The following is a 15,048-nucleotide window of genomic DNA, read 5'->3' on the forward strand; positions in this document are numbered from 1 at the left end:
TGATCGAGCTTCTGCTGGTCGGTGGTCTGGTGCTCGGCTGGGCCGTCTACGAGTTGCGCGCGACGCCGAAGCCCGGTGAACGCGGGAAATCTGAGGGTGGGTCAAGTTCCCGGTCAGGAGGATCGTCGCGGCATCCGGAAGGGTAGCATCAACTGCACCAACGGATTGGCGAAGCGGTCGAGCGACAGGCTTTCATGCATGGCGATCATCCGGCGCCCCAGCAACTGCGTCTCCATCAGTGAACGGGCGTAGAAGGGCGTATCCTCGTAGGTGCGCAGCACGCGCGCATCGAAGGGATTGTCGGCGCGCGTCGCCCGCCCGATGCGCCACAGGGTGGCGGGCAAGGCGACGCGCTGCGGCGCCTCAATGTGATGAAACCGCCCGGCAGCGTCGCAGGCGATGGCAAAGCCGAAGGTGTCCCGATCCCGCTTTTCGCCGTGATAGAGAATGGCGGTGGTACCGTCGCCATGCGCCCGCGACCAATCCCAGGCAATGAAGCCCTTCTCGAGTGGCTCGTCACCCCAGTTGCTGTCCAAATAGCCGGTTCCCCGCCAGCGCAGCGCGGGCTGCTCCATCACGACCTCGACAGCGGCGCTGGGGGCGATGGGGCGCCAGTGATGTCGTTCCGCACCGTCTAGGTTGATCGCGAATTCGGGCAGGACATGGGGTGTCAGTCGGACCTCGCCACGCAGCCTCAACGGCAGTGGGACGCCGATCTCGTCGATCCGGATGACGAGGCGGCCCTGGTCCCAGTGCAACGCGCTCGGCCCGACGGCGAAGCTGGTGGCATCGCGGGAGAGGGACCTCGCGCCGCGCTCGGTCATCGCCCAGCGCTTGGCGCGCGGACCGTAGAGCACGACATTGATGGCGCAGTGATTTGCCGGGTCGGCGTTGCCGCGCCGCCGCGCCCGGGCGTAATAGGGCGAGAAGACGCTGCCGACGAAAGCGATGACGGTGAGGGCGTGCCGCCCGTCTTCACTCAGGGCGTCGACATACCACCAGGCATAGCCGTTCGGACCGACTCTCTGGTCGAAGCGAGGTCCGCCAGCAGGGCATCCGCCGCCAGCCGGCCAGAGAGCGCCGCCATCGGCACACCCGGCCCCGGATGCGTCCCGCCCCCCGCCAGATAGAGGCCCCGCAGGCGGCTGCGTGCCGCCTCGCGCCTGAAGGTCGCCGCCCAGCCATGCGAGGCCCGGCCGTAGAGCGCCCCCCCCGTCGCCGGAAAGAGCCGGTTGAATTCCCGCGGTCCGGTCCATTGGCCGTTCTCCCATTTGGTGATCCTGAGGCCGCATTGCGCCAGCCGGTGTGCGATCCTGGCTTGCCATGTCGTTTCCCCCGAAGGCGCCGGGGCCCTCGTGTCGCCACCGGGCGGCGCATTGATCAGGCAGAAGAGCCGCTCAGCCTCGCCGGGCGCGGGAACGTCCGCGTCGCCGTCGCCTCGGTCCTGGGCGCAGAGATAGACGGTCGGATCGTCCGGCAGCCGACCGGCGCGGAAGATTGAGTCGAACTCGGCCTGGTAATCCGGCGAGAAGAAGACGTTGTGCCGCAGCAAGGGGAAGCCGTCACAGGGGGCCAAATTCGCGATAGTCACGGCCGAGAGCGAGCGCGCCGCCGGCGGCACCGCCGCAACGGCGCCGCGCAAGGCGGCGCCGAAACACCCGGCAGCGAGCGCCGCCACATCGGCGTTCATGACGATTGCGTCCGCAGGCAAACGGATGCCATCGGCGAGGGTGAGGCCGGTGGCTCGGCCACGGGTGATCTCGATCTCTTTCACCTCGGCATTAAGGTGGATCTCGGCGCCGTGGGTGCGCGCCAGTGTGGCGAGTGCGCGCGCGATGCTGTGCATGCCGCCGTCGACCAGCCAGACCCCTTCGCGTTCGACATGGGCGACCAGCATCAGCGTGGCCGGCGCCTGAAAGGGGGATGACCCGCAATAGGTGGCATAACGCCCGAAGAGCTGGCGCAGCCGCGGATCGTTGAAATGCTCGCCAAGCGCATCCCACAGCGTGGCGAAGGGCGATATGCGCAGCAACTCCGGCAGCCGCTGCGGTCCGACACGGAACATCAGCGAGACCGGGCTTGGCCGGCTCGCGCGCAGGAAGCTGTGCTCGAGCGTCCGGTAGATCTCCGCTGCCCGTGTAGAGAAACTGCGATAGGCACGCGCCTCGGCCGCACCGCAGAACGTGCCGATTGCATCGGCGGAGCGATCCAAGTCCGGGTAGAGATCGAGATGGCCGCGATCGTCCCAGGCGTGGCGGGCAAGGATCTCGACCGGCCGCGCCGCAACGGCGGCGGCAAAATCACCGCCGGCATCGGCAAAGAGCTCGTCGAATACCCAGCGCATGGTAAAGACGGTCGGCCCGCAATCGATCGCCCGCCCGCCGATCGTCGCCAGGCGCATTTTTCCCCCGATTTCCGCGGCGCGCTCGACGACCGTCACGTCGAGGCCGCGAGCTGCCAGCAGCGCCGCCGCCGCCAGGCCGCCGATGCCGGCACCGATGATGATGACCCGCGCCATGGCTCCGTCCGTGGTTCCCTGAGACCGAATGAATGTCCGGGGTGACTGCCCGGTTGACTGTTTTATGAGTGTCAAGTATACATGACACTATAAAATGACCAAACAAATTGACAGTCGGTCGGACGCGGGAGGCCCCCATGGTTGCCATGACGCGCATTGAGCGGGCGATGAACGAGGCGATCGCCGCCTCGGATGGATCGGGATGTCCCCCAAGATTGATGGCCGCGGTGCGCTATGCCGTTTTTCCGGGCGGTGCGCGTATTCGGCCTCGCCTTTGCCTTGCGGTCGCGGAAGCCTGCGGTGACGACCAACCGGCCGTTGCCGACGCGGCGGCCTGCGCCATCGAGATGCTGCATTGCGCCTCGCTGGTGCACGACGACCTGCCCTGCTTCGACAATGCCGACGAACGGCGCGGCAAACCTTCGGTGCATCGCGCCTTCGACGAACGCCTGGCGGTGCTCGCCGGCGACGCCCTGATCGTGCTCGCCTTCCAGACCATCGCACGGCAGACGATGCTGGCGCCGCCGCGCTGCGGTGCGCTGCAATTGGTCGTCGCGCGCTCGGTCGGCATGCCGCTCGGCATCGTCGCGGGCCAGGCCTGGGAATGCGAGCCGGAGGCCGATCTTTCCGCCTATCACCGCGCCAAGACCGGCGCTCTGTTTGCCTCGGCGACGGTCGCCGGTGCTGCCGCGGCAGGTGCCGAAGCGGCGCCCTGGCAATTGCTCGGTGAGCGCATCGGCGAGGCCTATCAGGTGGCGGACGACATCCGCGATGCGGCTGGCGACAGCGTAGATTTGGGCAAGCCCGTGGGGCAGGATGCCCTGCTCGGCCGCCCCAGCGCAGTGCTCCAACTTGGCCTAGACGGTGCCATCCGACGGCTCAAATGCCTGGTCGCCGAGGCGGTCGAGGGCATTCCCGCTTGTCCCGGCGCCGAGGATCTGAAGGCGCATATTCTCTCCGAGTCCGGGCGGTTGCTGCCAAAAGGGCTGGCGCTGCGGGCGGCGTGAGCGCCGGACAATGCATGTGCTGATGCCGGATGCTCCGGCGCAAGCGGTAACCCTGCGTGACCGGCTGCTGACCTGGCGCGACCAATTGCTGGCCAGCCAGCGGTTCCAGCGATGGGCCGCCGCGTTTCCGATGACCCGTGGCATTGCCGAGCGGCGGACACGGGAATTGTTCGATCTCTGCGCGGGCTTCGTCTATACGCAGGTTCTCGCCGCTTGCGTCGAACTCGATCTCTTTGCGATCCTGAAGCATGGCCCTTGCGACGCGGCGGAACTGGCAAGGCGGCTCAATCTGCCGCTGGCAGCGATGACCCGTCTGCTGCGCGCGGCGCAATCACTCCAACTGGTGGAAGGCCGCAGCGCCGGGCGGGTGGGGCTCGGCCCGCTGGGTGCTGCCCTGGTCGGCAACCCGGCCATCGCGGCGATGGTACGACATCACCGGCTGTTTTATGACGATCTGCGCAATCCGGTTGCCCTCTTGCGCGGGGCGCAGCCGTCGACCGGGTTGGGCACGTTCTGGCCCTATGCGGGGGCAACTGAGCCCACCGCTGTTTCCGTCGCCCCCTATTCGGCGCTGATGGCGGCGTCGTTGCCGCTACTGGTCGAGGATGTGCTGGAGGCCTATTCCTTCGCCCAGCACCGTTGCGTCCTGGATGTCGGTGGTGGCCTCGGCGGTTTCGTCTCCGCGGTACTCGATCGCGTCCCGCATCTCACCGGCATGCTGTTCGATCTTCCGGCGGTCGCGGAATCCGCCGGTCGTCAATTGCCTGACGCCCTCCAGGACCGGCTGGCAATCCACGGCGGCAGCTTCCTCACCGATCGGCTGCCCGGCGGCGCCGATCTCATCACCCTCGTCCGCGTGGTGCATGACCATGAGGATGCCGCCGTGCGGCACCTGCTGCGGGCGGCCTGGGCGGCCCTGCCGCCCGGCGGTGTGCTGCTGATCGCCGAGCCGATGGCTGCGGCGGACGCCACCGATCCGGTCGGGGACGCCTATTTTGGGTTCTATCTCGCTGCCATGGGTAGCGGGCGGGCCCGCCCGCCCGAGACGCTTGCCGGCTTGCTGGCCGAGGCCGGTTTCGTTGCGCCGAAACTGCGCCGCACAAGGCGCCCCGTGCTGGTTCGCGTGATGACCGGCCAAAGGCCGCTTTGAAAAAGTGTACATCTCAATTGACACTCATAATTGTCACGTTATAGTGACACACAGGGTTCATGCTTCTTTGCCGGCGTCGGCGGAATGCGAGCTACGATGAACACCACCGCTGTTGTCCTCGAACGTCCCCAGGATCTGAAGCTGATGCGCCTTGATCTGGCCCAGCCAGGTGCGGCGGATGTCGTGGTCGACGTGGAATGGAGCGGGATCAGCACCGGGACCGAAAAGCTGTTGTGGTATGGGCGGATGCCGTCCTTCCCCGGCCTCGGTTACCCATTGGTACCCGGTTACGAATCGGTCGGTCGCGTGGTCCAGGCCGGGCCCGACGCCACTCTGCCACTCGGCACCCGCGTCTTCGTCCCTGGCGCCCGCTGTTTTGGCGAGATCCGCGGCCTCTTCGGCGGTGCCGCCTCCCGGCTCGTGGTGCCGGCGGAAAAGGTCGTTGCCGTCCCGGAATCACTCGAGGAACGCGCTGTTCTCTTGGCGCTTGCCGCCACGGCGCATCACGCCGTCGCGGGGGGGAACCGCCAACTGCCGGATCTCGTCGTCGGCCACGGCGTCCTCGGCCGGCTCATCGCGCGTGTCACCCGGATGTTGGGTGGCGACCCTGTCGTCTGGGAATGCGACCCGCAACGGGCGCAAGCCTCCGATGGCTATCGGGTTAGCGATGCCGCATCCGACCCGCGCCGCGACTATCCCGTGATCTGCGATGTGACCGGCGACGCGGCGCTGCTTGACCAACTGATCTCCCGGCTTGCCCCTGGCGGCGAAATCATCCTGGCCGGCTTCTATGCCGAGCCCCTCAGCTTCGCCTTCCCGCCCGCTTTCATGCGCGAGGCGCGCCTGCGCGTCGCGGCGGAATGGCGTGCGCCGGACCTGGTGGCCGTCAGACAAGCTGTGGAGACGGGAAGATTATCGCTTGATGGCTTGATCACCCACCGCGCCGAAGCGAGCGGGGCCGAGAATGCCTATCGCACCGCCTTCGGCGATTCCGCCTGTCTCAAGATGGTTCTGGATTGGAGAGGCCACGCATGAACTCGCTCGCCCCACGTACCGCCGCCATGACGGAACAATTGCGCGCCGAAGCTGCCATCGAACCCGATCCGGTGCCGGTCTCCGCCACCAAGGAAACGCAGATCATTGCCATCTACGGCAAGGGCGGCATCGGCAAGAGCTTCACCCTTGCCAACCTCTCCTACATGATGGCGCAGCAGGGCAAGCGCGTGCTCCTGATCGGCTGCGACCCGAAGAGCGACACCACGTCTCTGCTGTTCGGCGGTCGCGCCTGCCCGACCATCATCGAAACCTCGTCCAAGCGCAAACTGGCTGGCGAGCAGGTGAAAATCGGCGATGTCTGCTTCAAGCGCGACGGCGTCTTCGCCATGGAACTGGGCGGGCCGGAAGTCGGTCGCGGTTGCGGCGGACGCGGCATCATCCACGGTTTCGAACTGATGGAGAAGCTCGGCTTCCATGAATGGGGGTTCGATTACGTTCTGCTCGATTTCCTCGGCGATGTGGTCTGTGGCGGGTTCGGCCTGCCGATCGCCCGCGACATGTGCCAGAAGGTGATCGTGGTCGGTTCCAACGACCTGCAGTCGCTTTACGTCGCCAACAATGTCTGCTCGGCCGTGGAGTACTTCCGCAAGCTCGGCGGCAATGTCGGAGTCGCCGGTCTGGTGGTCAACAAGGATGACGCCACCGGCGAGGCCCAGGCCTTTGCCGACTCGGTCGGGATCCCGGTGCTGGCGTCGATCCCGGCGCACGAGGACATCCGGCGCAAGAGCGCCAATTACGAGATCATCGGCAAGCCTGACGGCGAATGGGGTCCGCTCTTCGCCGACCTGGCGCGCAATGTGGCAGAGGCGCCGCCCAAGCATCCGACGCCGCTGACTCACGAGCAACTGCTCGGCCTGTTCAAGGGTGACGCGGTCGGTCGCGGCGTGGTGCTGGAGCCGGCCTCGGCCGAGGACATGTGCGGCGGCACGCTGGTGCAGAAGCCGTCGCTCGAAGTCATCTACGAATCCGTCTGAGGAGCGCCCGAAACGTCATGCCCGGCAGCGACCAGTACAGCGACGACAGGATGCGGCCAAGCGCCGAGGTTGCCTGCGATTCGCTCGGTGACGCAACAGCGATGGCAGGTCCGGACGCGCCGGACGCGCCTGACGGCGGCTGCCATGGCGGCAAGGCGGAGCTGCTTCATGCGGCCGAGGCAGCCGGCAAGAGCGAGACGCTCGCCCGCTATGCCGAGGATTATCCCGTCGGCCCCCATGACAAGCCACAGAGCATGTGCCCCGCATTCGGCTCGCTGCGAGTGGGCCTCCGCATGCGCCGCACAGCGACCGTCCTCAGCGGCTCGGCCTGCTGTGTCTACGGCCTTACCTTCACCGCGCATTTCTATGGAGCGCGCCGCACGGTCGGCTATGTGCCGTTCAATTCCGAGACCCTGGTCACCGGCAAGCTGTTCGAGGATATCCGCGACGCGGTCTTCAAGCTGGCCGATCCGGCACTCTATGACGCCATCGTGGTAACCAACCTGTGCGTACCGACTGCTTCCGGTGTGCCGCTGCAGTTGCTGCCGAAGGAAATCAACGGCGTCCGGATTATCGGTATCGATGTGCCCGGCTTTGGCGTTCCTACCCATGCCGAGGCGAAGGACGTGCTGGCCGGCGCGATGCTGAAATACGCCCGCAACGAGGCAGAGCAGGGCGCTGTGCAGGCGCCGCGCGGGGGACGCAGCGAGCGCCCGACGGTGACATTGCTTGGCGAAATGTTTCCGGCCGATCCAGTCGGCATCGGCATGATGCTGGAGCCGCTCGGCCTCGCCGCCGGGCCCGTGGTGCCGACGCGCGAATGGCGCGAACTCTATGCGGCGCTCGATTGTGCTGCCGTGGCGGCGATCCATCCATTCTATACCGCTGCGATCCGCGAGTTCGAGTCGGCGGGCCGCAAGGTCATCGGCTCGGCCCCGGTCGGTGCCGAAGGCACCGTCGCCTGGATTGAGGCGGTGGGTGAAACTTGTGGCGTCGCACGCGCCAGGATCGATGCGGTGAAGAACCGCCTGCATGCTGCCGTCGCCGGCGCGCTTGCGGCCGCACCCATCGCCGGGCGGATCACGCTCTCGGGTTATGAAGGCTCGGAACTGCTGGTGGCGCGGCTGCTGGTCGAAAGCGGCGCGGACCTGCGCTATGTCGGCACGGCCTGCCCGAAGACGCCCTGGTCGGATCCTGACCGGGAATGGCTCGAGGCACATGGCGTCCAGGTACAGTATCGTGCCTCGCTGGAGCAGGACATCGCCGCAGTCGAGGAGTTCAAGCCGGACCTCGCCATCGGCACGACGCCCGTCGTGCAGCATGCCAAGGAGCGAGCCATTCCGGCGCTCTACTTCACCAACCTGATTTCGGCGCGACCGTTGATGGGCCCGGCCGGCGCCGGCTCCCTCCCGCAGGTGATCAATGCCGCAATCGGCCGCAAGGGGAAGTTCGACGCGATGCGCGACTTCTTCGAGGGCGTCGGTACCGGTCATGCCGCCGGGGTGTGGACAGCGCAGCCGAAGGATCGCCCGGAATTCCGCGAACGCCTGAAGCGCCAGGCCGAGCGCGCTGCCTCCCGCAAATCCGTCGAGGAGCCCGTCTGATGCTGGTCCTCGATCACGATCGCGCCGGGGGCTATTGGGGCTCCGTCTACGTTTTCACTGCCATCAAGGGCCTGCAGGTGATTATCGACGGCCCGGTGGGGTGCGAGAATCTGCCGGTCACCTCGGTGCTGCACTATACCGACGCCCTGCCGCCGCATGAGTTGCCGATCGTTGTCACCGGTCTCGCCGAGGAAGAACTCGGCCAGCACGGCACCGAACAGGCGATGCGACGCGCGCATCGCGTCCTCGACCCGCATCTGCCGAGCGTCGTGGTTACCGGCTCCATCGCCGAGATGATCGGCGGCGGCGTGACGCCGGAAGGCACCAATATCCAGCGCTTCCTGCCCCGCACCATCGACGAGGATCAGTGGCAGAGTGCCGACCGCGCGCTCTTCTGGCTGTGGAGTGAATATGGAATCAAGAAAAGCATTCCGCCACGCAAGCCGGGTGCCAGGCCAAAGGTCAACATCATTGGTCCGATCTACGGCCACTTCAATACCTGGTCAGACCTGGCAGAGATACGCCGGCTGGTCGAAGGGATCGGCGCTGAAATCAACATGGAGTTTCCGCTCGGCAGCCATCTGGCCGATGTGCCGAAGCTGATCGATGCCGATGTCAACATCTGCCTCTATCGCGAGTTCGGCCGCCTGCTGTGCGAAGCGCTGGACCGACCCTATCTGCAGGCACCGATCGGGCTCCACAGCACGACCAAGTTCCTGCGCACCCTTGGCGAACTTCTCGGGCTCGATCCGGAACCCTTCATCGCGCGGGAGAAGCATACCACCATCAAGCCGCTCTGGGATCTTTGGCGTTCGGTCACTCAGGATTTCTTTGCCACCGCCAATTTCGCTGTTGTCGCGAACGAGACCTATACACGCGGCCTGCGCAACTTCCTGGAAGACGAACTGGGTCTGCCCTGCACCTTTGCAGTGGCCCGGCGGCCCGGGGAAAAGACCGACAATGAGGCGATCCGCCGCCAGGTGCGCGAGAACACCCCGCTCATTCTTTTCGGCAGCTACAACGAACGCATGTACCTGGCCGAAATCGGCTCCAGATCGATCTACATTCCGGCCTCGTTCCCCGGCACCGTCATACGGCGGCACACGGGCACGCCTTTCATGGGCTATGCCGGTGCCACCTACGTGCTGCAGGAGGTCTGCAACGCGCTGTTCGACGCGTTGTTCAACATTCTCCCGCTCGGCACTGAAATGGATAAGGTCGAGGCAACGCCGTCCCGACTTCACCGCGAATTGCCCTGGGACGACGAGGCCATGGAATCGCTCGACCGCCTGGTCGCCGCCGAACCCGTCGTCGTGCGCATTTCCGCCGCCAAAAGGCTGCGCGATGCGGCCGAACGCGAAGCCCTCAGGGCGGGCGCCGAGCGGGTCTCGACCGAACAACTGGAGCTGGCGCGGCACGCGCTGGCGGAAGGCAGGGCGGCATGAACCGCCGTGCCGCACAAGATGGCATTCGCCCGGTCGCTCCGGGCAACGAGTTCACCACTCTCCTTGTGGGTGTGGTGATCCCGGCCGCGCGGGGGTTGCGCGGCGAACGTCGAAACGTCCCACCATACGGAGGATCCAGAAATGGCAGCTGATGGGAGAGGGAGCGGTTCGCTTTCGGGATTGACGGAAGGAGAGGCACAGGAGTTCCACGGCATTTTCATGCGGAGCTTCATCCTCTTCGTCGCCGTCGCCATCGTCGCGCATGTACTTGCGTGGATGTGGCGCCCGTGGCTACCCGGCCCGGAAGGGTACACGACGTCGATGATCGACGGCGCTCAAGGAGCGGTCAGCAACCTGCTGACCATGCTCACTTAACGAACCGGAGGAGAGTACAATGTGGCGTATATGGCTTCTCTTCGATCCAAGGAGAGCATTGGTCGCTTTGTTCACCTTCCTGTTCGTGCTGGCAATCGTGATTCATTTCATCTTGCTGAGCACGGACCGGTTCAATTGGCTGGAAGGTCCCGGCCATGGAGCAGCGACCGGACAATCATCGATTGTCACGATGCAGCCGACACAGGTCGGCTGACGTCACCCGGCCAGGCATGCGGCCGGAGCCTAAGGGCTTCTGCCGCATGTCGACCGGATGGCCGCCCGGCGATCCAACGCCGGGGGGCCTTTCGAGGGGAGTAGGCGGCGATGGCATTGCTGAACTTCGAGCGCAAGTACCGGGTCCGGGGCGGAACGCTGCTTGGCGGCGATCTGTTCGACTTCTGGGTTGGACCCTTTTATGTCGGCTTCTTCGGCGTGACGACGATCTTCTTCGCCGCCGTCGGCACGGCGCTCATCGTCTGGGGGGCGGCACTCGGGCCGACCTGGAACCTCTGGCAGATCAGCATCGCGCCGCCAGATATTGAGTACGGACTTGCCTTGGCGCCGCTCAGGGAGGGCGGACTCTGGCAGATCATCACGGTATGCGCGCTCGGTGCCTTCATTTCCTGGGCGCTGCGCGAGGTCGAGATCTGCCGCAAGCTCGGTATCGGTTTCCATGTCCCGATCGCCTTCGGCGTGGCCATATTCGCATACTTCTCGCTGGTGGTGATACGCCCGCTGCTGCTGGGCGCATGGGGGCACGGCTTTCCCTATGGCATCATCTCGCATCTCGACTGGGTGTCGAACACCGGCTACCAGTACCTGCACTTTCATTACAATCCGGCGCATATGCTGGGGGTCAGCTTCTTCTTCGCCACCGTGTTCGCACTGTCCCTGCATGGCGGCCTAATCCTCTCGGCGCTCAATCCCGCGCCAGGCGAGCGGGTAAAGACGGTCGAGCACGAGAACACCTTCTTCCGTGACGCCATCGGCTACTCGATCGGGACGCTCGGCATCCACCGACTCGGCCTCTTCCTGGCGCTGTCGGCGGGCTTCTGGAGCGCGGTCTGCATCATCATCAGCGGGCCGTTCTGGACCCGCGGCTGGCCGGAATGGTGGGATTGGTGGCTCAGCCTGCCGATCTGGTCGTAGGCCGATCCGGGCAAGGGAAGGGCAAGGTCATGGCGCAGTATCAGAACATTTTCACCCAGGTCCAGGTTCATGGGCCGGCGGATTTTGGTGTCGCACTGCCGCGTGCGGACATGCCGCGCATCGGTCAACCCTGGTTCTCGCATCTGCTGGGCAAGATCGGCGACGCGCAGATCGGGCCGATCTATCTCGGTTGGCTCGGCGTCGCCTCGCTGATGTGCGGCTTCGCCGCGATCGAGATCATCGGCCTCAACATGCTGGCCTCGGTGAACTGGGACCCGATCCAGTTCGTACGCCAGCTCCCCTGGTTGGCGCTGGAGCCACCGGGTCCGGAATGGGGCCTCAAGGTGCTGCCACCGCTGCGCGAAGGCGGCTGGTGGCTGATGGCCGGCTTCTTCCTTACCGCATCGATCATCCTCTGGTGGGTGCGCATGTACCGTCGCGCCCGTGCGCTCGGTATGGGGACGCATATCGCATGGGCCTTTGCTGCGGCGATCTGGCTGTACCTGGTGCTGGGCTTCATCCGGCCGTTGCTGATGGGCAGTTGGAGCGAGGCGGTGCCCTTCGGCATCTTCCCGCATCTCGACTGGACGGCGGCCTTCTCAATCCGCTACGGCAACCTGTTCTACAACCCATTCCACATGCTCTCGATCGTGTTCCTTTATGGCGCGACGCTGCTCTTTGCCATGCACGGCGCCACCATCCTGGCGGTAAGTCGCTATGGCGGCGAGCGCGAACTGGAGCAATCGGTCGACCGCGGCACGGCCGCGGAACGCGCCGCCCTGTTCTGGCGCTGGACCATGGGCTTCAATGCCACGATGGAATCGATCCACCGTTGGGCGTGGTGGTTTGCGGTGCTCTGCCCGTTGACCGGCGGCATCGGCATCCTGCTGACCGGTACCGTGGTCGATGATTGGTATCTGTGGGCGGTGAAGCACGGCGTTGCCCCGGCCTATCCGTCGGTGTTTCCGCCGGTGACCGACCCGGCTGTCGGAGCGGGAGGTGGATCATGAGCGCGCCCTTGAAGTCCACCGCAGCCATCGCCATCATCGGCGCCACCGTCGCTGCGGCGATCATCTTCGGCACTTTCGAACGGCCGCCCGTCATGACCGCGCAGAACGGCTATCGCGGCACCGGCATGGAGCAGGTTCAGAACCCGCGCACCTATGCCGAGCTGCAGCAGGCGAATGTGCTGCCACCGCCGCTGGATCCGGTGGAGCCGGGCGAGCCATCCTCCACGGTCTACGAGAACGTGCAGGTGCTGGGGCATGTCGGATCGGACGAGTTCATTCGTGTGATGTCGGCGATCACCGAATGGGTATCGCCGGAACAGGGCTGTAATTATTGCCACAGCGAAGAAAATCTCGCCCTCGATTCTGTCTACACCAAGATTGTTGCCCGGCGCATGCTGGAGATGACCCAGCACATCAACAGCGCCTGGTCCGACCATGTCGGCCAGACGGGCGTGACATGCCTCACCTGCCATCGCGGCAATCCGGTGCCGGAGAATGTCTGGTTCCTGGATAGCGGCTTCAAATATGCCGGCGGCTTCGCAGCGGACCTGCAGGGACAGAATCGCCCGGCGCCGATCGCAGGGCTCACCTCGCTGCCGGCGGATCCGCTGTTGCCATTGCTCAAATCAGACATGGCAATCCGCGTGGTCTCGACGACGGCGCTGCCGACGGGACCCGGAGCCAGCATCAAGAAGGCGGAGGAGACCTACAGCCTTATGATGCATATGTCCGACGGTCTCGGCGTCAATTGCACGTTCTGCCACAATGCCCAGGCCTTTTCGACCTGGGAGACCAGTACGCCGCAGCGCGTGACGGCCTGGCACGGCATCCAGATGGTTCGCGATCTCAACGCCAACTTTCTGGAACCTTTGACATCCACGTTCCCGGCCAATCGCCTGGGCAAGCAGGGCGACGTGGCCAAGATCAACTGCAGCACCTGTCACCAGGGCGTGAACAAGCCGTTCTTCGGTCAAAGCATGCTGGGCGACTATCCGGTGCTGGCCGCACCTCAATAGGCGACCCGGCGAGGGAGGGCCAGCCGGATGGGTCTGCGGCCGGCCGCAATACAGGCTTCGTTTCCGGCTCTTGTCCCCAGACCACCATTGACGCAGAATTGCCGCATCATGGTGATCGAAACCTCTCCCGGGCGGGTGGCCGACGGCGCAACGGCCGCAGCCGGGCTATGCGACCTGATGCGCCAACATACCCGCGAACTGCATATGCAGGCTGAGCGCAGCGGCATCATTCGCGAGCTGCTGCAACGCCGAGCGGACCGTCTCGGGCATGGCCTGCATCTTCGCAACCTGCTGCCGGCATATAAGGCGCTTGAGGCGAACCTGGAGCGGCACAGCGGGCATCCCGTGTTGGGGGAAGTCCGTCAACCGGCCCTATATCGCGGGGCGGCGATCCTCAGCGACCTGGTCCAGCTGTTCGGTCCAGACTGGGAGGATCGCCTGCCACTGCTGGACGAAGCAGTCGCGTATGCAAAGCGGATCGATGCGGCGACGGAAGCCGACCCGGCCCGCCTCCTCGCCCATGCCTATGTCCGTTACCTCGGTGACCTCAATGGCGGCCGGATCCTCCGCGACCTGATGGCTAAGGCCCTGGAACTGGACGATTCGGCGCTAAGCTACTTCGCGTTTCCGCAGCTTGGGAATTCGATCGCTGCGGCTGCTGATCTCCGTGCGATCCTCGACCAGGCCGGCTCCCGGCTTCCCGATCAAACCTCCGTGATCGACGAAGCAGCCGTCGCCTTTCGCCTTAGTATTGGTGTGTCCGAGGCGGTCAAAGCCGCTGCAATACAGTTAGCTGCACGGGCGGGTGAGTGATCCGAATCTGGCCGCGGGGCGTATCCGGTACTGCAGCCACTTCGTTTGGCGCGAGGCTCCCCGCCGGGCGCACCGCTTCCATGGCGAAGACCATATTACGAAATCGGCCGGTTTCGGGCCGATAGACAACCGAACTGGGAGAGAATGACCATGCGTACAGCGAAGCTGCTGCCGGTACTAACGGCAGTCTGCGCCTTGACCCTGGCTCTTGCGCAAGGAGCCGCCGCCGCTGATCCGGCGAGCGGAGAGAAGGTCTTCAACAAGTGCAAGGCCTGCCATACACTGGAAGCCGGCAAGAACAAGATCGGGCCGAGCCTGCAGGGCATCATTGGCCGAACCGCGGGCACCGTCGAGGGGTTCAAGTATTCCGAGGCGATGAAGGCTGCCGGCACTGGCGGGCTGGTCTGGAATGATGAGACGCTCGACAAATATCTCGAGAATACCAAGGGTTTCGTACCCGGCAACAAGATGCCGTTCCCCGGTTTGAAGAAACCGGAGGAGCGCGCCGACGTCATCGCCTATATCAAAAGCATGATGAAATAACAGCTCGGTGCCGCAGTCGGGGCGCGCGACCATCGCCTGTATGGCGATCGCCGCGCGCCCGGCGCCCCGTCTGCCTGACTTTCGTGGTCATGCCTATCGCCGCCAGCGTACCGCAAGGTCGGCGATATGGGCCATCAGGCCGATGACGAGCCATAGGCCGATCGACTCCCAGGCGGCATCGACAAGGGCACCATGCAGGGCCAGCAGCAATGCCGCCCCGGCGGCGAGATTGAACAGGATTTCGCCTGGCCAAGGACCCCGGCGCATCCGCCAGCAGTAGAGGCCGAGAAAGATCGCTTCCACGGCTACCAGTGCCAGAATCCAGATGACGATGGATCCATCTGCGAAAAGCTCGTCCATTATCCTGACTTCGTCCTCCACCCGCCGA

16 protein-coding genes are annotated in these 15,048 nt (G+C 65.2%); 13 read left to right on the forward strand and 3 right to left on the reverse strand.

Annotated elements, in window-relative coordinates; translation table 11 throughout:
- Window positions 1-113 precede the first annotated feature (113 nt).
- Window positions 114-857, reverse strand: coding sequence for a carotenoid 1,2-hydratase (locus A8950_RS05955; RefSeq protein WP_243735546.1), 744 nt, complete (start codon window positions 855-857; stop codon window positions 114-116).
- 122 nt (window positions 858-979) lie between these two features.
- A complete protein-coding gene (crtD, locus tag A8950_RS05960; RefSeq protein WP_133612732.1) occupies window positions 980-2,518 on the reverse strand; it encodes a 1-hydroxycarotenoid 3,4-desaturase CrtD in 1,539 nt (512 codons plus the stop codon).
- Between the two features lie 137 nt (window positions 2,519-2,655).
- Here crtD and A8950_RS05965 point away from each other — a divergent pair, with 137 nt between their 5' ends.
- From A8950_RS05965 to A8950_RS06025, 13 genes are all read left to right on the forward strand, one after another.
- Window positions 2,656-3,525, forward strand: coding sequence for a polyprenyl synthetase family protein (locus A8950_RS05965; protein ID WP_133612733.1), 870 nt, complete (start codon window positions 2,656-2,658; stop codon window positions 3,523-3,525).
- Between the two features lie 22 nt (window positions 3,526-3,547).
- The gene (locus A8950_RS05970; RefSeq protein ID WP_133612734.1) at window positions 3,548-4,675 is read left to right on the forward strand and encodes a methyltransferase; all 1,128 of its coding nucleotides are present in this window, start codon (window positions 3,548-3,550) and stop codon (window positions 4,673-4,675) included.
- A 96-nt stretch (window positions 4,676-4,771) separates the two neighbouring features.
- A complete protein-coding gene (gene bchC, locus A8950_RS05975) occupies window positions 4,772-5,710 on the forward strand; it encodes a chlorophyll synthesis pathway protein BchC (RefSeq protein ID WP_133612735.1) in 939 nt (312 codons plus the stop codon).
- Window positions 5,707-6,705 (forward strand): chlorophyllide a reductase iron protein subunit X, encoded by a 999-nt coding sequence (locus A8950_RS05980; RefSeq protein ID WP_133612736.1) that lies wholly within the window; start codon window positions 5,707-5,709, stop codon window positions 6,703-6,705. Before bchC ends, A8950_RS05980 begins: the two co-directional genes overlap by 4 nt.
- Window positions 6,706-6,722: 17 nt before the next feature.
- Window positions 6,723-8,309, forward strand: coding sequence for a chlorophyllide a reductase subunit Y (gene bchY / locus A8950_RS05985; protein WP_243735547.1), 1,587 nt, complete (start codon window positions 6,723-6,725; stop codon window positions 8,307-8,309).
- Window positions 8,309-9,754 (forward strand): chlorophyllide a reductase subunit Z, encoded by a 1,446-nt coding sequence (bchZ, locus tag A8950_RS05990; protein WP_133612737.1) that lies wholly within the window; start codon window positions 8,309-8,311, stop codon window positions 9,752-9,754. Before bchY ends, bchZ begins: the two co-directional genes overlap by 1 nt.
- Window positions 9,755-9,895: 141 nt before the next feature.
- Window positions 9,896-10,129 carry a light-harvesting antenna LH1, beta subunit gene (pufB, locus tag A8950_RS05995; protein WP_133612738.1) on the forward strand — a complete coding sequence of 78 codons (234 nt, stop codon included), beginning with the start codon at window positions 9,896-9,898 and terminating at the stop codon, window positions 10,127-10,129.
- 19 nt (window positions 10,130-10,148) lie between these two features.
- Complete coding sequence (gene pufA / locus A8950_RS06000) at window positions 10,149-10,343, forward strand: light-harvesting antenna LH1, alpha subunit (RefSeq protein ID WP_133612739.1); 195 nt, start codon at window positions 10,149-10,151, stop codon at window positions 10,341-10,343.
- 110 nt (window positions 10,344-10,453) lie between these two features.
- On the forward strand, window positions 10,454-11,278 hold the full coding sequence (gene pufL / locus A8950_RS06005) for a photosynthetic reaction center subunit L (protein WP_133612740.1): 825 nt from the start codon (window positions 10,454-10,456) through the stop codon (window positions 11,276-11,278).
- A 29-nt stretch (window positions 11,279-11,307) separates the two neighbouring features.
- Window positions 11,308-12,288, forward strand: coding sequence for a photosynthetic reaction center subunit M (pufM, locus tag A8950_RS06010; protein ID WP_133612741.1), 981 nt, complete (start codon window positions 11,308-11,310; stop codon window positions 12,286-12,288).
- Window positions 12,285-13,304 (forward strand): photosynthetic reaction center cytochrome PufC, encoded by a 1,020-nt coding sequence (pufC, locus tag A8950_RS06015; RefSeq protein WP_133612742.1) that lies wholly within the window; start codon window positions 12,285-12,287, stop codon window positions 13,302-13,304. The genes pufM and pufC overlap by 4 nt, the downstream gene beginning before the upstream one ends.
- A 108-nt stretch (window positions 13,305-13,412) precedes the next feature.
- Entirely contained in the window at window positions 13,413-14,117 is a 705-nt protein-coding gene (locus A8950_RS06020; RefSeq protein ID WP_166645024.1) for a biliverdin-producing heme oxygenase, read from the forward strand.
- Between the two features lie 150 nt (window positions 14,118-14,267).
- Window positions 14,268-14,660 carry a c-type cytochrome gene (locus A8950_RS06025; protein ID WP_243735548.1) on the forward strand — a complete coding sequence of 131 codons (393 nt, stop codon included), beginning with the start codon at window positions 14,268-14,270 and terminating at the stop codon, window positions 14,658-14,660.
- A gap of 93 nt (window positions 14,661-14,753) precedes the next feature.
- Here A8950_RS06025 and A8950_RS06030 read toward each other — a convergent pair whose 3' ends face one another.
- Complete coding sequence (locus tag A8950_RS06030) at window positions 14,754-15,020, reverse strand: hypothetical protein (protein WP_133612745.1); 267 nt, start codon at window positions 15,018-15,020, stop codon at window positions 14,754-14,756.
- Window positions 15,021-15,048: the final 28 nt, after the last annotated feature.

This window comes from Dongia mobilis, assembly GCF_004363235.1.
Lineage (GTDB): Bacteria > Pseudomonadota > Alphaproteobacteria > Dongiales > Dongiaceae > Dongia > Dongia mobilis.

Coding starts and splice junctions, on each gene's coding strand:
- pufC (WP_133612742.1), top strand. CDS start 12,285: ATGAGCGCGCCCTTGAAGTCCACCGCAGCCATCGCCATCATCGGCGCC.
- A8950_RS05980 (WP_133612736.1), top strand. CDS start 5,707: ATGAACTCGCTCGCCCCACGTACCGCCGCCATGACGGAACAATTGCGC.
- A8950_RS05965 (WP_133612733.1), top strand. CDS start 2,656: ATGGTTGCCATGACGCGCATTGAGCGGGCGATGAACGAGGCGATCGCC.
- pufB (WP_133612738.1), top strand. CDS start 9,896: ATGGCAGCTGATGGGAGAGGGAGCGGTTCGCTTTCGGGATTGACGGAA.
- bchZ (WP_133612737.1), top strand. CDS start 8,309: ATGCTGGTCCTCGATCACGATCGCGCCGGGGGCTATTGGGGCTCCGTC.
- A8950_RS06020 (WP_166645024.1), top strand. CDS start 13,413: ATGGTGATCGAAACCTCTCCCGGGCGGGTGGCCGACGGCGCAACGGCC.
- pufL (WP_133612740.1), top strand. CDS start 10,454: ATGGCATTGCTGAACTTCGAGCGCAAGTACCGGGTCCGGGGCGGAACG.
- pufM (WP_133612741.1), top strand. CDS start 11,308: ATGGCGCAGTATCAGAACATTTTCACCCAGGTCCAGGTTCATGGGCCG.
- pufA (WP_133612739.1), top strand. CDS start 10,149: ATGTGGCGTATATGGCTTCTCTTCGATCCAAGGAGAGCATTGGTCGCT.
- A8950_RS05970 (WP_133612734.1), top strand. CDS start 3,548: ATGCCGGATGCTCCGGCGCAAGCGGTAACCCTGCGTGACCGGCTGCTG.
- A8950_RS06030 (WP_133612745.1), bottom strand. CDS start 15,020: ATGGACGAGCTTTTCGCAGATGGATCCATCGTCATCTGGATTCTGGCA.
- bchY (WP_243735547.1), top strand. CDS start 6,723: ATGCCCGGCAGCGACCAGTACAGCGACGACAGGATGCGGCCAAGCGCC.
- A8950_RS06025 (WP_243735548.1), top strand. CDS start 14,268: ATGCGTACAGCGAAGCTGCTGCCGGTACTAACGGCAGTCTGCGCCTTG.
- bchC (WP_133612735.1), top strand. CDS start 4,772: ATGAACACCACCGCTGTTGTCCTCGAACGTCCCCAGGATCTGAAGCTG.
- crtD (WP_133612732.1), bottom strand. CDS start 2,518: ATGGCGCGGGTCATCATCATCGGTGCCGGCATCGGCGGCCTGGCGGCG.